The sequence below is a fragment of the Planctomycetaceae bacterium genome, assembly GCA_041398825.1.
Lineage (GTDB): Bacteria > Planctomycetota > Planctomycetia > Planctomycetales > Planctomycetaceae > F1-80-MAGs062.
On record JAWKTX010000004.1, the window covers coordinates 70,806 to 88,623 of the forward strand.

Annotated in this window: 12 protein-coding genes; all 12 read left to right on the forward strand. The window is 53.4% G+C overall.

The genetic code is table 11. The features are described from left to right. Positions 1–169: 169 nt before the first annotated feature. Entirely contained in the window at positions 170–358 is a 189-nt protein-coding gene (locus R3C20_08695; GenBank protein MEZ6040571.1) for a hypothetical protein, read from the forward strand. Between the two features lie 235 nt (positions 359–593). Continuing rightward, a complete protein-coding gene (locus tag R3C20_08700) occupies positions 594–1,043 on the forward strand; it encodes a transposase (protein MEZ6040572.1) in 450 nt (149 codons plus the stop codon). Continuing rightward, complete coding sequence (locus tag R3C20_08705; GenBank protein ID MEZ6040573.1) at positions 1,034–1,432, forward strand: transposase; 399 nt, start codon at positions 1,034–1,036, stop codon at positions 1,430–1,432. Before R3C20_08700 ends, R3C20_08705 begins: the two co-directional genes overlap by 10 nt. A 1-nt stretch (position 1,433) precedes the next feature. Then, positions 1,434–2,486 (forward strand): DUF1559 domain-containing protein, encoded by a 1,053-nt coding sequence (locus R3C20_08710; protein ID MEZ6040574.1) that lies wholly within the window; start codon positions 1,434–1,436, stop codon positions 2,484–2,486. Positions 2,487–2,534: 48 nt separating this feature from the next. After that, positions 2,535–4,373 carry a VCBS repeat-containing protein gene (locus tag R3C20_08715; protein MEZ6040575.1) on the forward strand — a complete coding sequence of 613 codons (1,839 nt, stop codon included), beginning with the start codon at positions 2,535–2,537 and terminating at the stop codon, positions 4,371–4,373. Positions 4,374–4,381: 8 nt separating this feature from the next. Next, the gene (locus R3C20_08720) at positions 4,382–6,286 is read left to right on the forward strand and encodes a cytochrome c3 family protein (protein MEZ6040576.1); all 1,905 of its coding nucleotides are present in this window, start codon (positions 4,382–4,384) and stop codon (positions 6,284–6,286) included. Positions 6,287–6,294: 8 nt separating this feature from the next. Further along, positions 6,295–9,180, forward strand: coding sequence for an FG-GAP-like repeat-containing protein (locus tag R3C20_08725; protein MEZ6040577.1), 2,886 nt, complete (start codon positions 6,295–6,297; stop codon positions 9,178–9,180). Positions 9,181–9,627: 447 nt separating this feature from the next. Beyond that, positions 9,628–11,406 (forward strand): phosphate ABC transporter substrate-binding/OmpA family protein, encoded by a 1,779-nt coding sequence (locus R3C20_08730; GenBank protein MEZ6040578.1) that lies wholly within the window; start codon positions 9,628–9,630, stop codon positions 11,404–11,406. A gap of 114 nt (positions 11,407–11,520) precedes the next feature. Then, entirely contained in the window at positions 11,521–12,951 is a 1,431-nt protein-coding gene (gene purB / locus R3C20_08735) for an adenylosuccinate lyase (GenBank protein MEZ6040579.1), read from the forward strand. A gap of 258 nt (positions 12,952–13,209) precedes the next feature. Next, positions 13,210–13,989 carry an ABC transporter ATP-binding protein gene (locus R3C20_08740; protein MEZ6040580.1) on the forward strand — a complete coding sequence of 260 codons (780 nt, stop codon included), beginning with the start codon at positions 13,210–13,212 and terminating at the stop codon, positions 13,987–13,989. Beyond that, the gene (locus R3C20_08745; GenBank protein MEZ6040581.1) at positions 13,986–15,239 is read left to right on the forward strand and encodes a hypothetical protein; all 1,254 of its coding nucleotides are present in this window, start codon (positions 13,986–13,988) and stop codon (positions 15,237–15,239) included. Before R3C20_08740 ends, R3C20_08745 begins: the two co-directional genes overlap by 4 nt. A gap of 433 nt (positions 15,240–15,672) precedes the next feature. Next, positions 15,673–17,688 (forward strand): NAD-dependent DNA ligase LigA, encoded by a 2,016-nt coding sequence (gene ligA, locus R3C20_08750; GenBank protein ID MEZ6040582.1) that lies wholly within the window; start codon positions 15,673–15,675, stop codon positions 17,686–17,688. Positions 17,689–17,818: the final 130 nt, after the last annotated feature.

Sequence of the window (17,818 nt, forward strand, 5' to 3'; positions counted from 1 at the left end):
AAATTGAATTAAGTATGATTGCCTGTCCACACTATTCTGACCTCAAATGGCTCCAATCCGGCGATTTGCGAACGACAATACCTTTGAGTTTCACGCAAATCTTCACTAACATGCCGAAAGGTTTCCTGTTTTTTAAGCACTTTTGACTATTTTGTAGGTAGGTTTGACGATGACAAAGCGTTGGCCAGCAGTTCTTTTGCTTGCATTGTTTGGCGTAATTGTTGGTTGTGGTGGCACGGATGATGGATCGCCGACGGACGGAGCTCCTCCAGCTCCCGAAGCTGGTTCGGCCGATTACGATTCCTACTCGAATGCTGGCCGGCAGGGACCTCCTGGCAGCGGGCACGGTGCGAATTAGTTTTCAAACGCGTTGTCAAACGCGTGTTTCTTGTCCTGTCTAGTTTTCGTTCGTTTTGAAGGGATTATGAAAGGGTTATTCTATGAAGCATAGAGCGAGTAAAAAACGCGGCTTTACGTTGATTGAGCTGCTGGTTGTGATCGCAATCATTGCTAGAGGTCATTTCAAAACTTGATTGTAGAAACTTCAATGGCAGGGGATTTGCATATTAGCGGGAGCGAAAGGAGACGCTCTTATGTTGATTACCCTGTCCTCGTGGCCGCAACGACGTCGGCCGAATACGACAGGGTCCAGGACGGCCCCGAAGCCATTTGTCAGTGATTTACAGTGGAAAGTCATCCAGGATCTGTTTGCGGATCCGGCCCCATCGCCATCAGGAGGTCGGCCCCGAGTGGCTCCTCGCGCGTGCCTTGAGGGAATTCTCTGGGTGCTGAAGAACGGCGGTCGATGGCAGGATTTACCAGACCGATATCCGTCTCCGGCCACCTGCTGGCGGCGACACAGAGACTGGACCGAAGCCGGACTCATGTTGAAAGCATGGGAACGGCTGGCTCGCATCATGGATCGGCGAAAGCTGCTGGATTGGTCGCAGGCAATGGGTGACGGCACCTTTTCGCCTGCAAAAAAGGGGGTCTTGAGGTGGGTAAGACCAAAAAAGGCAAGGGAACAAAAGTCATGCTGCTGACAGACGGACAAGGGATTCCGATCTCTGCGTTCACCACGTCGGCTCAGGATGCGGAGGTCAACACGATCGAGACGTTGATTGATGTTCGTGTGACGAAGAAGCGTCCTCGTCGGTTGCTTTATGACAAAGCAGCTGATGCGGACTGGCTTCGCGATGCGTTGGAGCGTCGCGGGATTGAACAAATTACACCGCATCGCAACAGTCGACGAAAAGCTTCTCGCCAGGATGGTCGTGCGCTTCGTCGATATCGCCATCGCTGGAAAATTGAACGCACCATCAGTTGGCTGCAGTATCAGCGAAGACTCCTTGTACGACACGAAAGACACGCCCATCTGTTCGAAGGATTTGTACATCTCGCGTGCCTCATGATCTGTCTCAGATGGTTTTGAAATGACCTCTATTCTGATTGCATTGCTGCTTCCAGCTGTTCAACAGGCACGTGAAGCGGCTCGTCGGACACAATGCAAGAACAATCTTAAGCAACTTGGATTGGCCTGTCATAACTACCATGACACATTCGGCACATTTCCGCTGAACTACGATGGTAGCTTGCCAATCATCAACAAAGCGACCGGCGCCAGCAGCGGTAACGGTACGCAGTCGTCCATTTCCTGGGTTTCTGCCGCACTGCCATATCTTGAACAAGCTCCCCTTTACGAGCAGCTTTCAAGCTTGGGTGCGTTCTCGACCATCATGAACAACACTGTCGATGGTACAGCTGCTGGTCAGGGTACGGGATATGGTCGTTTTGAAGTCAAGCAGTTGGCATCCTCTGTGATTCCGGCACTGCTTTGCCCAAGCAACGGCCAGGCCAAGATTCATCCGGGCGGAAGCCAGGGCGGCGCACTTTGCTACTTCAACAACGGTGGTTACGCTGACGGCGGTGGTGGTGGTGGTACGGGATACACTGGTGCCCGAACCGACTACGTCGGCAACCTGGGCTTCGTCCATAGTGGCTGGCGTGACGCAGACAACGGATCAAACAACGCCGTCAACGGCGCTGGCTGGTCCAGCCCGGAGTGGGTGACAACTTTCGATGAAGACTGGGATGATTTCACTCCACGACGTGGTTGTTTCTGGCACCGAGGATCCGCAAAGATCGCTCAGATCCCCGATGGAACAGCCAACACAATCATGATCTTTGAAGATCATCACTGGCGTTACACCCGAAATCAGCCAAACCGTTTCTCTCGAAACGTGACATGGATTTCACCAGTGAATGTGCTGAACACCATGAACAAGAAGATTAACTCAGACAATCAGACCAACAACCGGGGTGACAACGACACCCGCGGCAGCAGCATGTGCAGCACCCATACTGGTGGGGCTCAATGCGTTCTGGCCGACGGTTCCGTTCGATTCCTGAGTGAAAACATTGACGTTCAGAACGTTCAGCGGGCTTTGGCCACGAGCTCTGGTGGAGAAGTTGTCGGCGAATACTAATTTGCCGGTCACCTATCCTGTGTAAAATCTATGGACCCGCGCTGCCCTATGGCACGCGGGTCTTTTCACGTCCCCAATCGTCAGGCAGACGGCATCTACATCATGTCAGTAACTCGGCCAGTCACCGGGCTTTTTTTCCCCTGGGTCCTTTTTGCCTGCCTGATGGGGTGCAACACAGAAGACGCGGCCTCTCCCCCGCAAATCGAGCCATCGATTCCGAAGAAGGCGACCAGCTCCAGATCGCTCAGTGAGGGCTTGCTGCCGACGACCACGGAGACACCGAGCGCGACCAGTGAAGCCAGTGGCTTCGATTTTGAGGAAATCGCCACTGACAGAGGCCTCACCTTTCATTTCGAGAATGGAGACTCAGAGCAGAAGCTCATGCCGTCCGCAACATCGGGGGGACTCGGCTGGATTGACTACGACCGTGATGGCTGGGCGGACCTGTTCATCCCCCAGGGGGGCGAACTTCCGTGGTCCGGTGAATCCACGGGGGCGAGTGATTCGCTGTTCCGTTCCCACAGTTCGCAATGGTTTACCGATTCCACCGTCAGCAGTGGGGTGATCGATCGTGGTTATGGTCACGGGGTTTCCGTCGCAGACTATGACAATGACGGGTTTCCCGATGTGTACGTTTCGAATGTTGGTCCCGACGTCTTGCTCCACAACAATGGCGATGGAACCTTCACCAATTGCTCCGAATTCTGTCGCCCATTGAATACGCGATGGTCAGCCAGCAGCGCGTTCGGCGATATCGACAACGACGGTGATCTTGATATCTACGTTTGCAACTACGTGGACTACGCTCCGGAGCACCCGGTGGCTTGTGTGGATGAGCAGGGAAAGCCTTCCACATGTCACCCGAAGGATGTCGGCGAAATTAAGAATTGCTGCTACCGTAACGAAGGAAATGGTCTGTTCACAGAAGTTGCAGATGAATTGGGCCTGAATGCCCCCGGCAGCAAGAGTCTGGGAGTTCTCATACTGGATGTTGATCGCGACGGCTCACAGGATGTCTACGTGGCCAATGATACCGAAGGCAATCATTTGTTCATAAATGGCGGAAGCAATGGCTTCAGTGAAACAGGTGTGGGACGCGGTTGCGCGACGAGCGGATTAGGGCACAAACAGGCAAGTATGGGGCTGGCAGCCAGTGATTATGATCATGACGGATGGATCGACATCTACGTGACACATTTCATCGACGACTCCAATACGCTCTACCGCAACCTGGGACACGGTGTTTTCGCAGACGAAACGCGTAGCAATGGACTGCATTCTTCCACCTTCGCCTTTCTTGGTTTTGGTGTTGTCTTTCAGGATTTTGATTGCGACGGTCGCGACGACTGCTTCATTGCCAATGGGCATATCGACGACTGGCGAGACAGGACCGGCGACCCCTGGAAGATGTCATCACAGCTTTTCCGTGGTCTGGATATCGGTTGGGTAGATGTTTCTTCTGCTTCCGGACCGCCATTTCAGGAAAAGCATCTGGGCAGGGGAGTTGCTGTATCCGACTTCGACCATGACGGCGATGCCGATATTGCTGTATTGAATCAGAATGAAAATGTTAGTCTGTTGATGAATAAGTCGGCTCAGGGACACTGGTCGCAAGTCGCACTGATAGGTACGAAAAGCAATCGCGATGGTTTGGGCAGTTACTTCTCTGCCAATGGTACCGAGAGTCCGTTTGTCCGTTGTGTGTTTGGCGGAGGCAGCTATTGTTCTGCCAGTGACTACTCGATGATTCTTGGCTATGGTTCCGGAACACTATCCTCTGCTTCGGTTGCCTGGCCTTTAGGGCATTCAACAAGCATGGATGACTTGTCGACCGGGCATCGCTATGTGTTTCTCGAAGATGGACGGGTGTATGAACTATGCGATTGAAGAGGAGCGTGCGACAATCGGTTCTGATTGGGTGTGCCGCGATGGCCATGCTATTCTTTGGATGGCTGGTGGTGGTGCGGACACAACCATCATCCAATCGGTCTGTCATGTCGAAGGAATCAGAGCCAACGACCTCTGACTCTCTGAGTACTGACGCGTCGCCTTTAGCGAAGAAAAACGTCGAAGAACCCTGGCATGGTTTTGTTGGTACAGCAACCTGTCGCGAGTGTCACTCTGATATCTGCACGGCCTTTGCGGCTCATCCGATGGGAAGATCTGCGTCATTTGCCAACGAAGACCCTCCACAGACATTGGGTGACGCATCTGCATTTGATTTGCCGAGACTGCCCGGAGCGGACTCATACCTGAACTACTCGGTGGACATTTCGGATGGCGAAATGATTCACTGCGAGGCCGCGAAGTCGGTGCAGACAGAAGAGGAAATTTACGAGCATCGTCAGCCCGTTCAGATTGCAATTGGGTCCGGTAAGCGCGGCAAGTCGTATATCACTCACGAGAACGGTGTACTGTTGATGTCTCCGCTCACATGGTATTCGCAGGCAGGCAAATGGGATCTCTCCCCCGGGTACGAATTGCACAACCGGCACTTCCAGCGCAGAATCGTGGATGGCTGTGTGCAGTGCCACACTTCGACGCCGCAGTATATCAGTGATTCCTCAAATCTTTTCGAGGAGAATCCGTTTCGCGAACTGCCAATTGGGTGCGAACGATGCCATGGGCCGGGACAGGAACATGTTGCCTATCATCAAAGTTCGGGGGATTCACCGGAACGATCTGCGCAGGATCCTGTCTGCAGGCTCAACGACCTCAATGCAGCTCAGATGAACTCCGTTTGTTTCCAGTGCCATCTTATTGGTGAATCGCGAGTCCTGCGACCGGGCATGACTGACTTCGATTTTCGGCCGGGGATGAGCGTGAATGATGTGTGGGTCACGTTCCTTCGCAGCAATGCGGGCGTGGACAGTGAACAAAAGACCGAGGCTGTCAGTCACGTCGAACAAATGTTGCAGTCAAAGTGCTTCCAGGGCAGCGATGGAGAGTTCGGATGCACGTCATGCCATGACCCGCATCAACAGCCGCCTGAAGAATCGTCGAAGAAGTTCTACTCAGAAAAATGCATCTCCTGCCATTCAACTCCGCCCGAAGCGTGCGTGTCGGAGAATCAGCCGGTTGCAGACACAAACTGCATCGCATGTCACATGCCCGGCGTGAAGGCCAATGATGTCCCTCATACATCACAGACAGATCATCGAATTCTCCGGCAACCACTGCAGAAAAACACTCCGGTGAAGTCCGGTACCGGCGGGGGAAATTTCACTCTCGAAGTTTACAATGACGGAAAAACCGCTGTGCCGGAATCAGAACTGGATCGCGCGCGGGCGATCCAAATGGTGGCAACAGCAGAATCAACAGGCAAAGCCGTCTTCTCGGTTGAGGCAGTGCCAATGCTTGAAAAGTGGCTGAAATCATCCCCCGATGATTACCTTGCATTAGAGTCACTTGGCACCGCCTATCATTTCATCGGTGACGTGAATCGGGCCGAGGAATACTGGAAAAGAGGACTTCAACTTCGCCCCGGAGATGAAAGATTCCTGCGACGTCTGATGTTCCTCTACCACGAGGAAAATCGCCTTGACGCGGGAATCGAGATGGGGCTCAGAATTGTCGCGATTAACCCAAGGGATTACGAAGTTCACGGCCGCCTGGCGCATATGTTTGGCAATACCAACAATTTCTTACAGGGAATCCCTCACGCGACGCGGGCGATTCAGCTGAGTCCCTCAACTTCGGAACTATACGGATGGCTTGCCGAAGCCTACCGGCGGACTGGAGACGACAGTAAAGCAAATGAGTTTCAGTCGCTTTACCAGAAGCTCGCCAGGAAGCGATAGGGGGGCAAATGGGTTCGCAAAGTCATCACATCGTGGCACAGATAGGGCGTCTTCTGCTTTTTCATCCCGTCATTTCGTTTCTGGTGCTTCTTCAGTTCGGGTGCTCCGATGCCGAGAAGGCTGATTCAGTGACCCCGGCTCACGAAGAAGTGGAGGCCGAATCACATCGGGAAGACAGAACCAGCCACCATGTCGCGGCGGCAATGGATTGCGTGGAATCAGGACGCATCGAAGAAGCGATTGAGCATCTGCGACAAGTGCCGATGGAATCAGGTGAAATCGGACTGGAGGCAGCTCGCCGTAAGGCAGATTTACAGGAAGCAATCGGCAACATCAGCGGAGCAATCGAAACGCTGTCGGAATTGGGGCGAGAATTTCCGGATCAGTACGCCGCACGAAAAAAACTAGCGTTTTTGCTGGCGATGGTTGGTGAACGCGAATTGGCCAATCGAGAGCTTGAGCAGTTGGCACTTTTGACGGAATTATCCATCGAACAGACGGTTCTGCTCAGCGATTTTGATCGTCGCCATCCACGATTCACGCAAATGCTGGAAGAGGCGGAACGGAAGTCCCCACGTGACACGATGACGATGCAGGGACTGGCTGCCGAATCGCTGTTGAACGGACAATTCGATCTGGCGATCGCCAGGGCGCGGCTGGTTTTGAAAAGTCGGCCGGATTCAGCAATAGCCCAGTCCATCATCGGTGAATGCCTGCTCAAGACGCATCCCGAGAATATTTCGGAGTGGTACGCGGGTCTGAATTCAGAAACGCGGCGAGCGACATGTGTTCAATTCGTCCTGGCCTTGTGGAGCGATTCAACTGGCAGTACTGAACAGGCCGTTTCTTTGCTTGCGGACTGTGTCCGGCGAAATCCACGATCGTACAGGTATGTTTTTCAGCTGAGCGACATGGTGACGCGTACGGAAACCGGCAATAGTGAATGGCTTCGAACTTGGGCAGGCGATATCAACTCGATGCGTAATGATATTTCATCGTTTCTGAACAGCGGGTTAAAAGAGATTGATGCAATCCGAAGAGCCATCGAAATGATGGAGAAATATCAACGCACACCGGACGCACTTGCCTGGTTGCAGCAATTGTCCAGACTAGATCCCGATTCCACCTGGGCACCGGCAGCGATTGTCTCCCTCATGCGTAAGGCAGATGAACCGGCAATTACAGAGCGTTTGAATCCATGGATTCGTCGTTCAGAGTTTACCCCGCCAACAAGAGCATCAGAACGACAGGATGCCGTGGAAATCATACCGTTTCGGAATGACGCCATTCGATGCGGTATCCAGTTTGAATATCAAATTGGTCGGCCGTCAAACTCACCTGATGTGCGTATGTTTGAATCCACCGGAGGTGGAATTGCAGTCATCGATTTCGATTCGGATTCGTATCCGGATCTCTTTCTGACGCAGGGACAACAATGGCCCTCAGGTTCACTGGTGCCTGATGGTGATACCGCGCTGGCAGACTCTCTGTTTCGTAATGTACGAGGGCAGAGTTTTTCCGAAACGACTATAGTTTCGGGGCTAACGCCAGACATGCATTATGGACAGGGCTGCGCGGCGGGTGACATCAATGATGATGGATTCACGGATCTCTATGTTGCGAACATTGGAGTCAACCGCATTCTCATCAACAACGGCGACGGCACGTTTAGTGCATCTGAAATTGCGGATTCATGGACGTCCAGTTGCATCATTGCTGATATCGATGGGGACGGCTATTCCGACTTATTCGACGTCAACTATCTGGGAGGGGAATTAGCACTCCGCCAGTCGTGCCGGCAGCACGGCTGTTCGACTTCACCATTCGATGGTGCTCCGGATGCCGTGCACTGGGGAAACGGGGATTTGACTTTTCGAAGCGTGTTACGGAACGACGAGGGGACAATCGGTCCGGGCCTCGGCTGCATCGCGTTTCTGGATTCCGCAAAAACCAGTTCGGCGGACACCGATACTGCTCAAATTCGTCCGCTCACGTTGTTCATAGGAAATGACGGCCGGGCTGATTTTCTCCTCAATATCAACGGGGCGAAGACCGCGGGAATGCCATCTATGGATGAGCAGGCATTCTTTCGCGGTCTGGCTGTGAATTCGGATGGCAAGCCAACATCATCCATGGGCATTGCAGCAGGCGACATCAACGAGGATAGCCGACTGGATTTCTTTGTTACCAATTACAGCGCAGAATCCAATTCGATGTATCTTCAGAGCGAACAGGGGTTCTTCAGCGATGAGATTCAAAGCACATCGCTGCGAGCGCCCGGAATCCCCCATATTGGCTGGGGGACGCAGCTTTGTGACTTTGACAACGATACAGACTTGGATGTCATGGTCGCCAACGGGCACGTAGCTGATTTTGGCGATACAAACACCGAATACCGAATGCCGATGCAACTATTCGTGCACCGCGGACCAATGGATTTCGTACAACAGCCTGCTGCGGATTGTGGCCATTACTTCGAAGCGTTACACCTCGCCCGCGCCAACGCATTGCTGGACTGGAACCGCGACGGCGCCATGGATGTCGCGCAAACGACCATTGGGGAACCGTTTGCGCTGCTGACAAATCTTGTCAATTCCTCCAACGATTACGTACGGCTCAAATGCATCAGTACTCGCGGTGCGAGAGATGGAATCGGGACGACGGTACGACTGACAAAAGGCAGCGATCAGTTCTGGCTTCATTCCGTGTCCGGCGGTTATCAGAACAGTAATGAATCGTGGTTCCATTACGGCCTTGGTGATTCAGGAAATGGAAGGTTTCAAACTCGTATTCAGTGGAGAAACAGCCCCGGTGTGAACTTTGAAAGCCTGCCGGTTTCTGAGTCCGTGGTTGTCATCGAAGGACGCATGACGCCCTATACGCTGCCACATTGAACTTCCGTGAGTCGTGTTCCTTCGTCGATTTCTGCATGAAACGGGGTCCAAAAACCCGTTCGGACTCATGCGACTGGTGCTGCCACGGACTTCGGCGTGAACAGCGAACTATCCGGGCATTGACGCCCGGAAGCCGAGTCAGCAATGTGTGAAGCACGTCGAGCCGGGTTGGGCATTTTCAGTATCATTTTATCAGGTGACGGCAGAATTCTGGAAAAAGTCTGGTCCGAATTTCCGCCCTGTTGCGTTCATGTGAATCGTGGTTTCCAGTGCCCTGCGGAGGTGTGTGGCGATTCGCAAACTGCTAAACTCATCCACAGTGGTCGGGTGAACGATTGCTTTACCAGTGCGCGGGCCACGCAAATGAATCGCAAAGGCAAACTCCCGCCCCGGGGTACGGGACAGCGGGAATAAAGAACGCAATCTCGATCTACAGGAGCACGATACATGTCAGGTGGACGTCCAACCGCAGCTTTTTACCTCGCGGTCCTAGCAGTCATAGGAGGGCTGATTTACTTCGCCATGAAGCAGGCGGATGGTCCCGCAGGAAACAACAACGCTCCAGTCGCCGGGGACAATGAAGCAACGATTGATCCCACAAAGCTGAACACGGGAACCAGCACATCTGGCGAAGCCGTGGCAGAAGGCTCATCAGACGACATCGTGACGACGGTCAAGGAGTATTCCTTTGTTCCAGCGACTCGACTGCCACCGGTATCCGGCACTGCCGGATACAAACCACTCGAGAACAACACCGTTCGATTTGCATTGAATGTCTGGGCGGGATGGGCTCCGATTATTCATGCCAACGAAGGTTTCCAGCCCAACAAGGTCTGGAAGACCGCCGACGGAAAAGAGTTTCGGGTACATCTGGTGCTCGTCGACAATCCGATTGAAATGCGGGATGGTTACGCAGCGGGCAACTACCATATTGGCTGGGGTACGGTTGATATGTTGCCCCTGTTTATGGAAGGGTTTGTGGACGATTCGGGCAATCCCCGTGACAGTCGAGTGATGCCACGCATCTACCAGCAGATCGACTGGTCGAATGGAGGGGACGGCATTGTCGTTCGTGACACCATCAAGACTGTTGCGGACCTGCGGGGCAAGAAGATCGTTCTTGCGCAGAATTCTCCTTCGCAGTACTTCGCACTCAGCATGCTTGTGGCCGGTGGACTTCAGCCTGGCGAAGTTCAGTTCTCCTACACAAACGATGCGTTTGAAGCGGCGGCAGCATTCAATGCCAACAAGGATATCGCAGCGTGCGTGAGTTGGGCTCCCGACATTTATACGTTGTCAGAGCAGCCCGGGAACCGCATGCTGGTGGATACAGCAACGGCAAACAAACTTATCGCTGATATCTGGTACGCTCGTGCAGATTTTGCGAAAGATCACCCCGACCTGATTGAAGGCATCGTGCGAGGGATCTTTGATTCTGTAGACACGCTGAAGTCGCAGGAAGAAAAGCAGAAAGTTGCGCAATGGATGGCGGAAGGATACGCAATCCCCGCCAGTGACTGTCTCGGTATGCTTGGCGATGCTCACTGGACGAACTTCGCGGAGAATCGACAGTTCTTCATGAATCAGAACAATCCGTCGCGATTCGAATCAGTCTGGAATCAGGCGTATTACATCTACCGAAGCATCCGCTCGATCAGCAGACCTGCGGTTTCGTTCGATAAAGTAGTGGACTTCAGCATTCTGCAGAAGTTGCAGGGCGAGGCCAAATATGCATCGCAGAAGGATGAGTACCAGGTACAGTTCGTTCCGAAAACGACCAATGAAATCATGGCCGAATCAGACGAAGTACTGACAAACACAGTGATCATCCATTTTGCTCCGAACGATCACGATCTTTTCCACAAGGTGACTCGTAAGAATTCAGAAGGCAAGGACGTGGAGGAAATGTACGATCCCAACGTCGACTTTATTCTTGAAGAGATCTCCCGGCTGGTGGGCAGTTTTGGTGCAGCACGAGTGGTCATAGAAGGCCACACGGATGCGTCGATGAAATCGATGTTGCCGGATGACGTGCTGGTCAAAGAGTTGTCGGCTAATCGAGCCAATGCTGTTAAGGAAGCACTCGTGCAGAAGTTCCAGCTGGACCCGAATCAGTTCAACTCTGCCGGTATTGGCTGGGCTCGTCCCGCAGATCCCAAAGACCCGAATAACCATGCCAAGAACCGACGCGTGGAAATTCGAGTATTCTCTGCCGAGAAAGAATAGGGAACCCGTACGCGATCGCTCAGCGAACGCGTTGGAATTCGATATGATGCGGAGCCCGGCAACTCAAAGTAGCCGGGCTCAAATCATTTATTGACGAGCTCAAAAGGTAGCCAAGTGTCGCACGATATCTACGAAAACCCTCTGATTACTCGATACGCATCTCGTGAAATGGCTGGCATCTGGTCAGCTCAGAGTAAGCACTCAACGTGGCGGCGACTGTGGATCGCGCTGGCGGAAGCAGAACAACAGCTGGGCCTGCAAATTAGTGATCTGCAGCTGGAAGAAATGAAAGCGAACATCGACAACATCGATTTTGCAGAAGCTGCCCGATACGAGAAAGAACTTCGCCACGATGTGATGGCCCATGTTCATGCCTGGGGAGATCAGGTCCCGAACGCCCGGCCAATCATCCACCTCGGCGCTACCAGTTGCTATGTCACAGACAACTCAGAACTGATTCAACTGCGTGACGGACTGTATCTGCTCAGACGTCGGCTGGTACAAGTCATCGATCAACTTGCAAAGTTCGCCGTACAGTATCGTGACCTGCCGTGTCTGGGCTTTACGCATATGCAACCGGCCCAGCCAACGACCGTTGGAAAACGGGCGGCTCTCTGGTGCTGGGATCTGGTTCAGGACCTGGAAGAACTGAACTTTCGAATCGATTCACTGCGTTTCCGCGGGGTCAAAGGAACCACGGGAACCCAGGCCACATTTTTAAGCCTGTTCGACGGAGACCATGCGAAAGTTCAGAAACTGGACCAGCTGGTCACTGAGAAAATGGGGTTCTCCCATAGCCATCCGGTAACTGGGCAGACCTATTCACGAAAAGTCGATTCTCAGATCATGGCGACGCTGAACGGCATTGGTCAGTCGTGCCACAAGGCCGGAACGGATATCCGATTGCTTCAGCACCGAAAAGAAGTGGAAGAACCGTTCGGTTCAAAACAAATCGGTTCGTCAGCAATGGCCTACAAACGGAATCCCATGAGAAGCGAACGGATGTGTGCGCTGGCGAGGTTTGCGATGAGCCTTCAGGCTGGTGCAGACGCCACGATGGCCACGCAGTGGATGGAACGTACGCTGGACGACAGCGCTGTCCGTCGACTGACCCTGCCCCAGAGTTTTCTGGCCATCGACGCCTGCCTGCTCATTTACCGAAACATCACTGACGGACTAGTTGTCTACCCCAAGACCATCGAACGTCATCTGAACGAAGAGCTGCCCTTTATGGCAACGGAAGAGATTCTGATGGCCGGTGTTCGCGCTGGTGGCGATCGTCAGGAATTGCACGAACAGATCCGAATTCACAGTCAGGAAGCAGCGGACCAGGTCAAGCGAGAAGGAAAGCCAAACGATCTGATCAGCAGGCTGAAACAGGACAAATCGTTTTCCGCGGTTGACCTCGAAGGAACACTGGATGCCAGGCTCTACATTGGGCGGGCCCCGATGCAGGTGGATCAGTTTATTGCAGAACATGTCGAACCTGTGCGAAGTCGCTTTGCCGCTGATCTTTCCGAAGCTTCAGAAGACTTGCGTGTCTGATTTGCTCGTTTTTCCTTCCGGAAGAAGATTCCTTTTGCAACATGGCTTCTTCCGGAACAGCACGCGCATGAAGCGCATACGATGCACAGTCCGCGAGACCAGCCACCCACATTGATGATGAACGTTCCATAGAGCGGAGCGTCAATCGATCCGGGCCTGCCCGGAATTTCAGCCGGAACTTTTTGATCCATTGTCACCTGCTGATCGTTTCCTGAACACGTACGGCGTTTGTGCAGGCAGTCGCTCAGGAGCTTGACCATGATCAGGGTGACGGATGTCTTTCATCATTTCGGGCTACAGCCTGTTTTGAGAGAAGTGTGTTTTGAGGTTGAGTCCGGACAGACGCTGGCCATTATTGGCCCAAACGGAATGGGGAAAACGACGCTGCTGAATATCCTTGCCGGTATGATTTCTCCGGCAGGTGGCGTTGTCGAAATTAATGGGCTCCGCCGTCGTTCGACGGTGGACCATGAACTGGCGATCCGGCAGCAGACATTTTTTCTGCCAGCTGATTTCTGGCTGCCATCCGGAGTTACCGGGCGCCAGTTTGTGCTGGCCGTCGGCGATACCTGGGGCGTGCCTGAGCGCGCATTGCTGGAACATACCGAGCAACTTCTGGACTTGTTCCACCTCACGCGCGTTGCAGATTCGAGTGCCCGGGGTTATTCGAGCGGACAGCAGAAGAAACTCGGACTTTGCGCGGCCCTTGTGACAGAGTCGCCTGTTTTGCTGCTCGACGAACCGTTCTCAGGCGGACTTGATCCGGCGGGTCTGACCGCCATTAAGCAGATCCTGAAGCAACTGACGCAAAGCAGCCACCGAACAGTTGTTCTGACAAGTCCGGTTCCGGAACTGGTTCAGGAAGTGGCAGACGAAGTCCTGGTTCTCGATGACGGCAGGGTTCTGATGCACGGATCCGTCGAGCAGGTCATTCGTGAGACGGATGCCGCGAGCCTCGACGAAGCTCTCCGAAGGCTGATCTTTCCTGACACTGCAGAGGCTTTGACCAGGTACCTCAACAGACAGGTGGCAGAATGAGTCGCTGGCATCAACTCTCAAATCTTCCCGTTCGAGTTCTCGGTCTGGCTGGCATCCTGACAGTGGCTGTCGATGGATTCGTCCTATTTGTCTGGGTGTTGTGGGGCCAATGGATGCAGGAAGCAGACTCTCTGCAAATCCTGTTGCCCCCGCTCACAGTTTCCATTGCAATCGTCTGTGCGTGCGGGGGATTGCTGGCAATGGTGCGAATTCGACGACATCCTCTGATCAACCGTGAATACGGAAAATGGCTGACCATTACGCCCTGGCATTCTGGCAAACGTTTACCGTTCGGTCCGGCGACTCCTGTTTGGCGTGACTTGATTCTGTTGATGGCACTGGGGTTGTTCGCGGCTTTGAAAGTCGTCGTCGTCTGCCGGCTTACCAGTGCAAGCACGACTGCGATAACTCCTGCCATTTCGAATCCAGAATTCGGATCCGCGAATCCGTTCTCCGCTTCTCAGGAGGGCCTCGCTTGTGCGATTGCAGCTGTTTTTCCCGGCGTGGTATTTTTGGCGACCTGGATGGTTGCAACAGGCCTTGTCGTCGTTCGCGAACATCCGATTTTCGGTGCAGGACTTTTGACGTCGGCTGGTCTTATCGTACATATGATCCAGTCCCGGAACCTACTGATCGCTGCGTTGGCAGGATCCGGGACACTGGCCGTTGCATTTGTGACGATATGGAAGCTCAGCAACCGGATGGTGGACAGAATCCCGAAGCAATCGCTGGATCTGGGCACTGCCCCGGGTTTTCAGGCCAGGGTCGCGCCCGTCTTTCATGTGTTGTCGCCGGATCGTTATCAATCGGTCTACGCCTGCTGGCTGGTTAGCCGACGAAGGACCTGGATTCATTCCTTGCTGATTCTGATGATTTGGCTGACTGTGTTTCCGTGGAATTCATCAATCTACGGTCTCCTGATCATCGCAATCATGGTGACGATGCTCTCAATGCTCCATGGCGTCGCGCTGGCAGATCGTTGCCAAACAAATCTCAGCCTTCCGGCTCGGTGGTCATTAAGGCGATGGATTGTTCCGGCATACGATCGTATCTGGCTGGGGCCGTGCATGATGATCTTGTCATCCGCCAGCATACTAAGCCTGGTTGCCCTGAGGCTAATCAATCCGGCTTGGGGTTGTCCGGTTGCGATACTGCTTCCGATGAGCATCGCTGTTCATTGGCCGCGGGATTATCAAACGTGGTCGCTCACCAGCCCGGTCTCGTATTTGATTTCTCATCGTCGCAGCTAGTGGTGGGTTTTGCCCACTCATTCGCACAACCTGCTGCTAATTGTCCATTGAAAACCGGGACATCGACGGTGTTAACAGAGCTCAAGTTTCAGATTGGAGATCTGTATTTCGAATTCGACGTTTTGCGTGTACGGGGGCCCGCTCAGCTCGGGATCAGCAAACGACGGCCCTTTTTCACCTCACCGTCGCACGATGCCCCTGACCGCAAACAACCTCCGATGATGGAGCGGCGGGCGTCAGAGTTTGCACGAATCAGACTCGATTCCGAACCCGTTCATTCCGGACATTTCTGCGGCGTTGCTTGACGCGACCGTCTGAGGATTCAACAGTTCTCACACAAAGTGCCGGGCACAATTTGCATTGACAGAAGCTTCGGCAGCAAATCGAAGGAATGCAACGGTCAAATTCGAGCACAGGTTCAGGAACTGAAACGATGTCTGCGGGTAAGAGAATCCAGGAATTGCGAGAAGCTCTCGAGCGTCACAACCGCCTGTACTACGTGGAGGCTCGTCCTGAGGTGACGGATCGTGAGTACGATGCATTAATGGCCGAATTAATGCGTCTGGAAGACGAGCACCCGGAGTTTGAGTCGCCGAACAGCCCCAGCCGTAAGGTGGGAGGCGAACCGATTGACGGATTCACTCAGATCACCCATCGTGTTCCGATGCTGTCGATCGAAAATGCATTCGAGGAGCAGGAAATCACGGACTGGGATGCTGGCCTGAGAAAATCACTCGGACGGGATGACCTCGACTATTCCGTGGAATACAAGATTGACGGAGTCGCTATTTCGCTCACGTGGGAGAATGGTGAATTCATCCGCGCGGCCACCCGTGGCAATGGAGCCGTTGGTGATGATGTGACATCGAATGCGCGAATCATCGCGGGAATTCCTTTGCGGCTGACTTCCAGGCACCCTCCCGCGACCCTGGAAGTGCGTGGCGAAGTCATCATTCTGAATGACGATTTCGCAGCATTTCAGGCGGAACAGGTTCGCAATGGAGAAGAGCCATTTAAGAACCCTCGCAACGCTGCTGCCGGGGCGCTCAAACTTCTGGATCCGAAGACCGCGAGAGCCAGAAAACTCCGATTTCTGGCGCATGGTGTTGGACATGTCGAAGGGGTCACGTGGGCTTCCTACGACATGTTTCTGAATTCGATCCGACAGTTCGGGATTCCAACGACGCCCAATGTTTCCCGGGCGGTTGGATACGACGAACTGATGCGAGTTCTTGGAGAGATGATTGAGCAGGTTCCGGAATTGCCATTTGAAGTTGATGGGTTGGTCATCAAGTTAAACAGTCTTTCCGAACGTGACTCGCTGGGCGCCACTTCCAAGAGTCCTCGATGGGTACGTGCCTACAAGTGGGAACGATACGAAGCTGAAACTCGCGTCAACGCAATCACCATTCAGGTTGGCAAGACCGGTGCGCTGACGCCTGTGGCTGAACTGGAGCCGGTGGAAATTGCAGGGACCACAGTTTCCAGGGCCAGTATGCACAATCGTGACGAACTCGACCGACTTGGAGTGCGGATCGGCGATACCGTTGCGGTTGAAAAAGCAGGAAAGATCATCCCGCATATCCTCCGCGTCAATGAAGGAGCTCGTACAGGAAACGAGAAGCCATACCGGTTTCCAACGGAATGCCCGGAATGCGGAACCGGCGTCCTGCAGGATGACGGTGGCGTGTACGTCCGATGTCCAAATCCGGGTTGTCCGGCTCAGCTCAGGGAATCGCTGATATTCTTCGCATCACGGCCAGCCATGAACATCGACGGTCTGGGAGAGAAACTCATTGAACAGCTGATGCACGAAGGCCTCGTTGATGGTGTTCCTTCACTTTATCGCCTGAAGGAACGAGAAAAGGAACTCCTGAAACTTGATCGTCTGGGCAGGAAATCGATCGACAAGTTACTGGCCGGGATTGAAGCTTCGAAACAGCAGCCGCTGTGGCGACTCTTGACGGGGATGAATATTCGACACGTCGGACAGACGAACGCACGCACGCTGGAACGAGCGTTCGGTACGATCGATTCCATCGCCGGGCAGACAGAAGAGAGCCTGTCTTCTGTCGATGAAATTGGTCCGGTGATCGCGGCCTCCGTTGCAGGCTTCTTTAACTCGGACTACGGGAAGGATCTTGTCGAGCAACTGAAACAACTGGGCCTGAATACCGGAACGGAGATTGTTTCCGCTCGTGGTACTGATAGTACTAGTGATAAGCTTGCCGGAATGACTGTCGTCGTCACCGGTACCATGGTACGAATGAAACGTGATGAAATGGAACAACTGATTCGTGACCACGGTGGCAAAGCATCCGGAAGCGTTTCGAAGAAAACATCGTATGTCGTGGCAGGTGAGGCGGCTGGAAGTAAACTGACAAAAGCTCAGGAACTTGGTGTCAGGGTCCTTACGGAAGACGAATTTCTGGCATTGGTTGAGAGTTGAAGTCAGATTGTGTGCAATGCCGGTATGGGAGCGATCCTGATCGCAGATCTGCAACGGTGAATTATTCGAAATTGCATCTTTGTTTACGACAGAGATCCAGGGCATCGTCATCATGAATGTGGCGAAACCT

What these genes read in the sequence shown, in the direction of transcription:
- ligA (MEZ6040582.1), top strand. Translation starts at nt 15,673, where the DNA reads ATGTCTGCGGGTAAGAGAATCCAGGAATTGCGAGAAGCTCTCGAGCGT.
- R3C20_08730 (MEZ6040578.1), top strand. Translation starts at nt 9,628, where the DNA reads ATGTCAGGTGGACGTCCAACCGCAGCTTTTTACCTCGCGGTCCTAGCA.
- R3C20_08700 (MEZ6040572.1), top strand. Translation starts at nt 594, where the DNA reads ATGTTGATTACCCTGTCCTCGTGGCCGCAACGACGTCGGCCGAATACG.
- R3C20_08695 (MEZ6040571.1), top strand. Translation starts at nt 170, where the DNA reads ATGACAAAGCGTTGGCCAGCAGTTCTTTTGCTTGCATTGTTTGGCGTA.
- R3C20_08710 (MEZ6040574.1), top strand. Translation starts at nt 1,434, where the DNA reads ATGACCTCTATTCTGATTGCATTGCTGCTTCCAGCTGTTCAACAGGCA.
- R3C20_08725 (MEZ6040577.1), top strand. Translation starts at nt 6,295, where the DNA reads ATGGGTTCGCAAAGTCATCACATCGTGGCACAGATAGGGCGTCTTCTG.
- R3C20_08715 (MEZ6040575.1), top strand. Translation starts at nt 2,535, where the DNA reads ATGGCACGCGGGTCTTTTCACGTCCCCAATCGTCAGGCAGACGGCATC.
- R3C20_08745 (MEZ6040581.1), top strand. Translation starts at nt 13,986, where the DNA reads ATGAGTCGCTGGCATCAACTCTCAAATCTTCCCGTTCGAGTTCTCGGT.
- R3C20_08705 (MEZ6040573.1), top strand. Translation starts at nt 1,034, where the DNA reads ATGCTGCTGACAGACGGACAAGGGATTCCGATCTCTGCGTTCACCACG.
- R3C20_08740 (MEZ6040580.1), top strand. Translation starts at nt 13,210, where the DNA reads ATGATCAGGGTGACGGATGTCTTTCATCATTTCGGGCTACAGCCTGTT.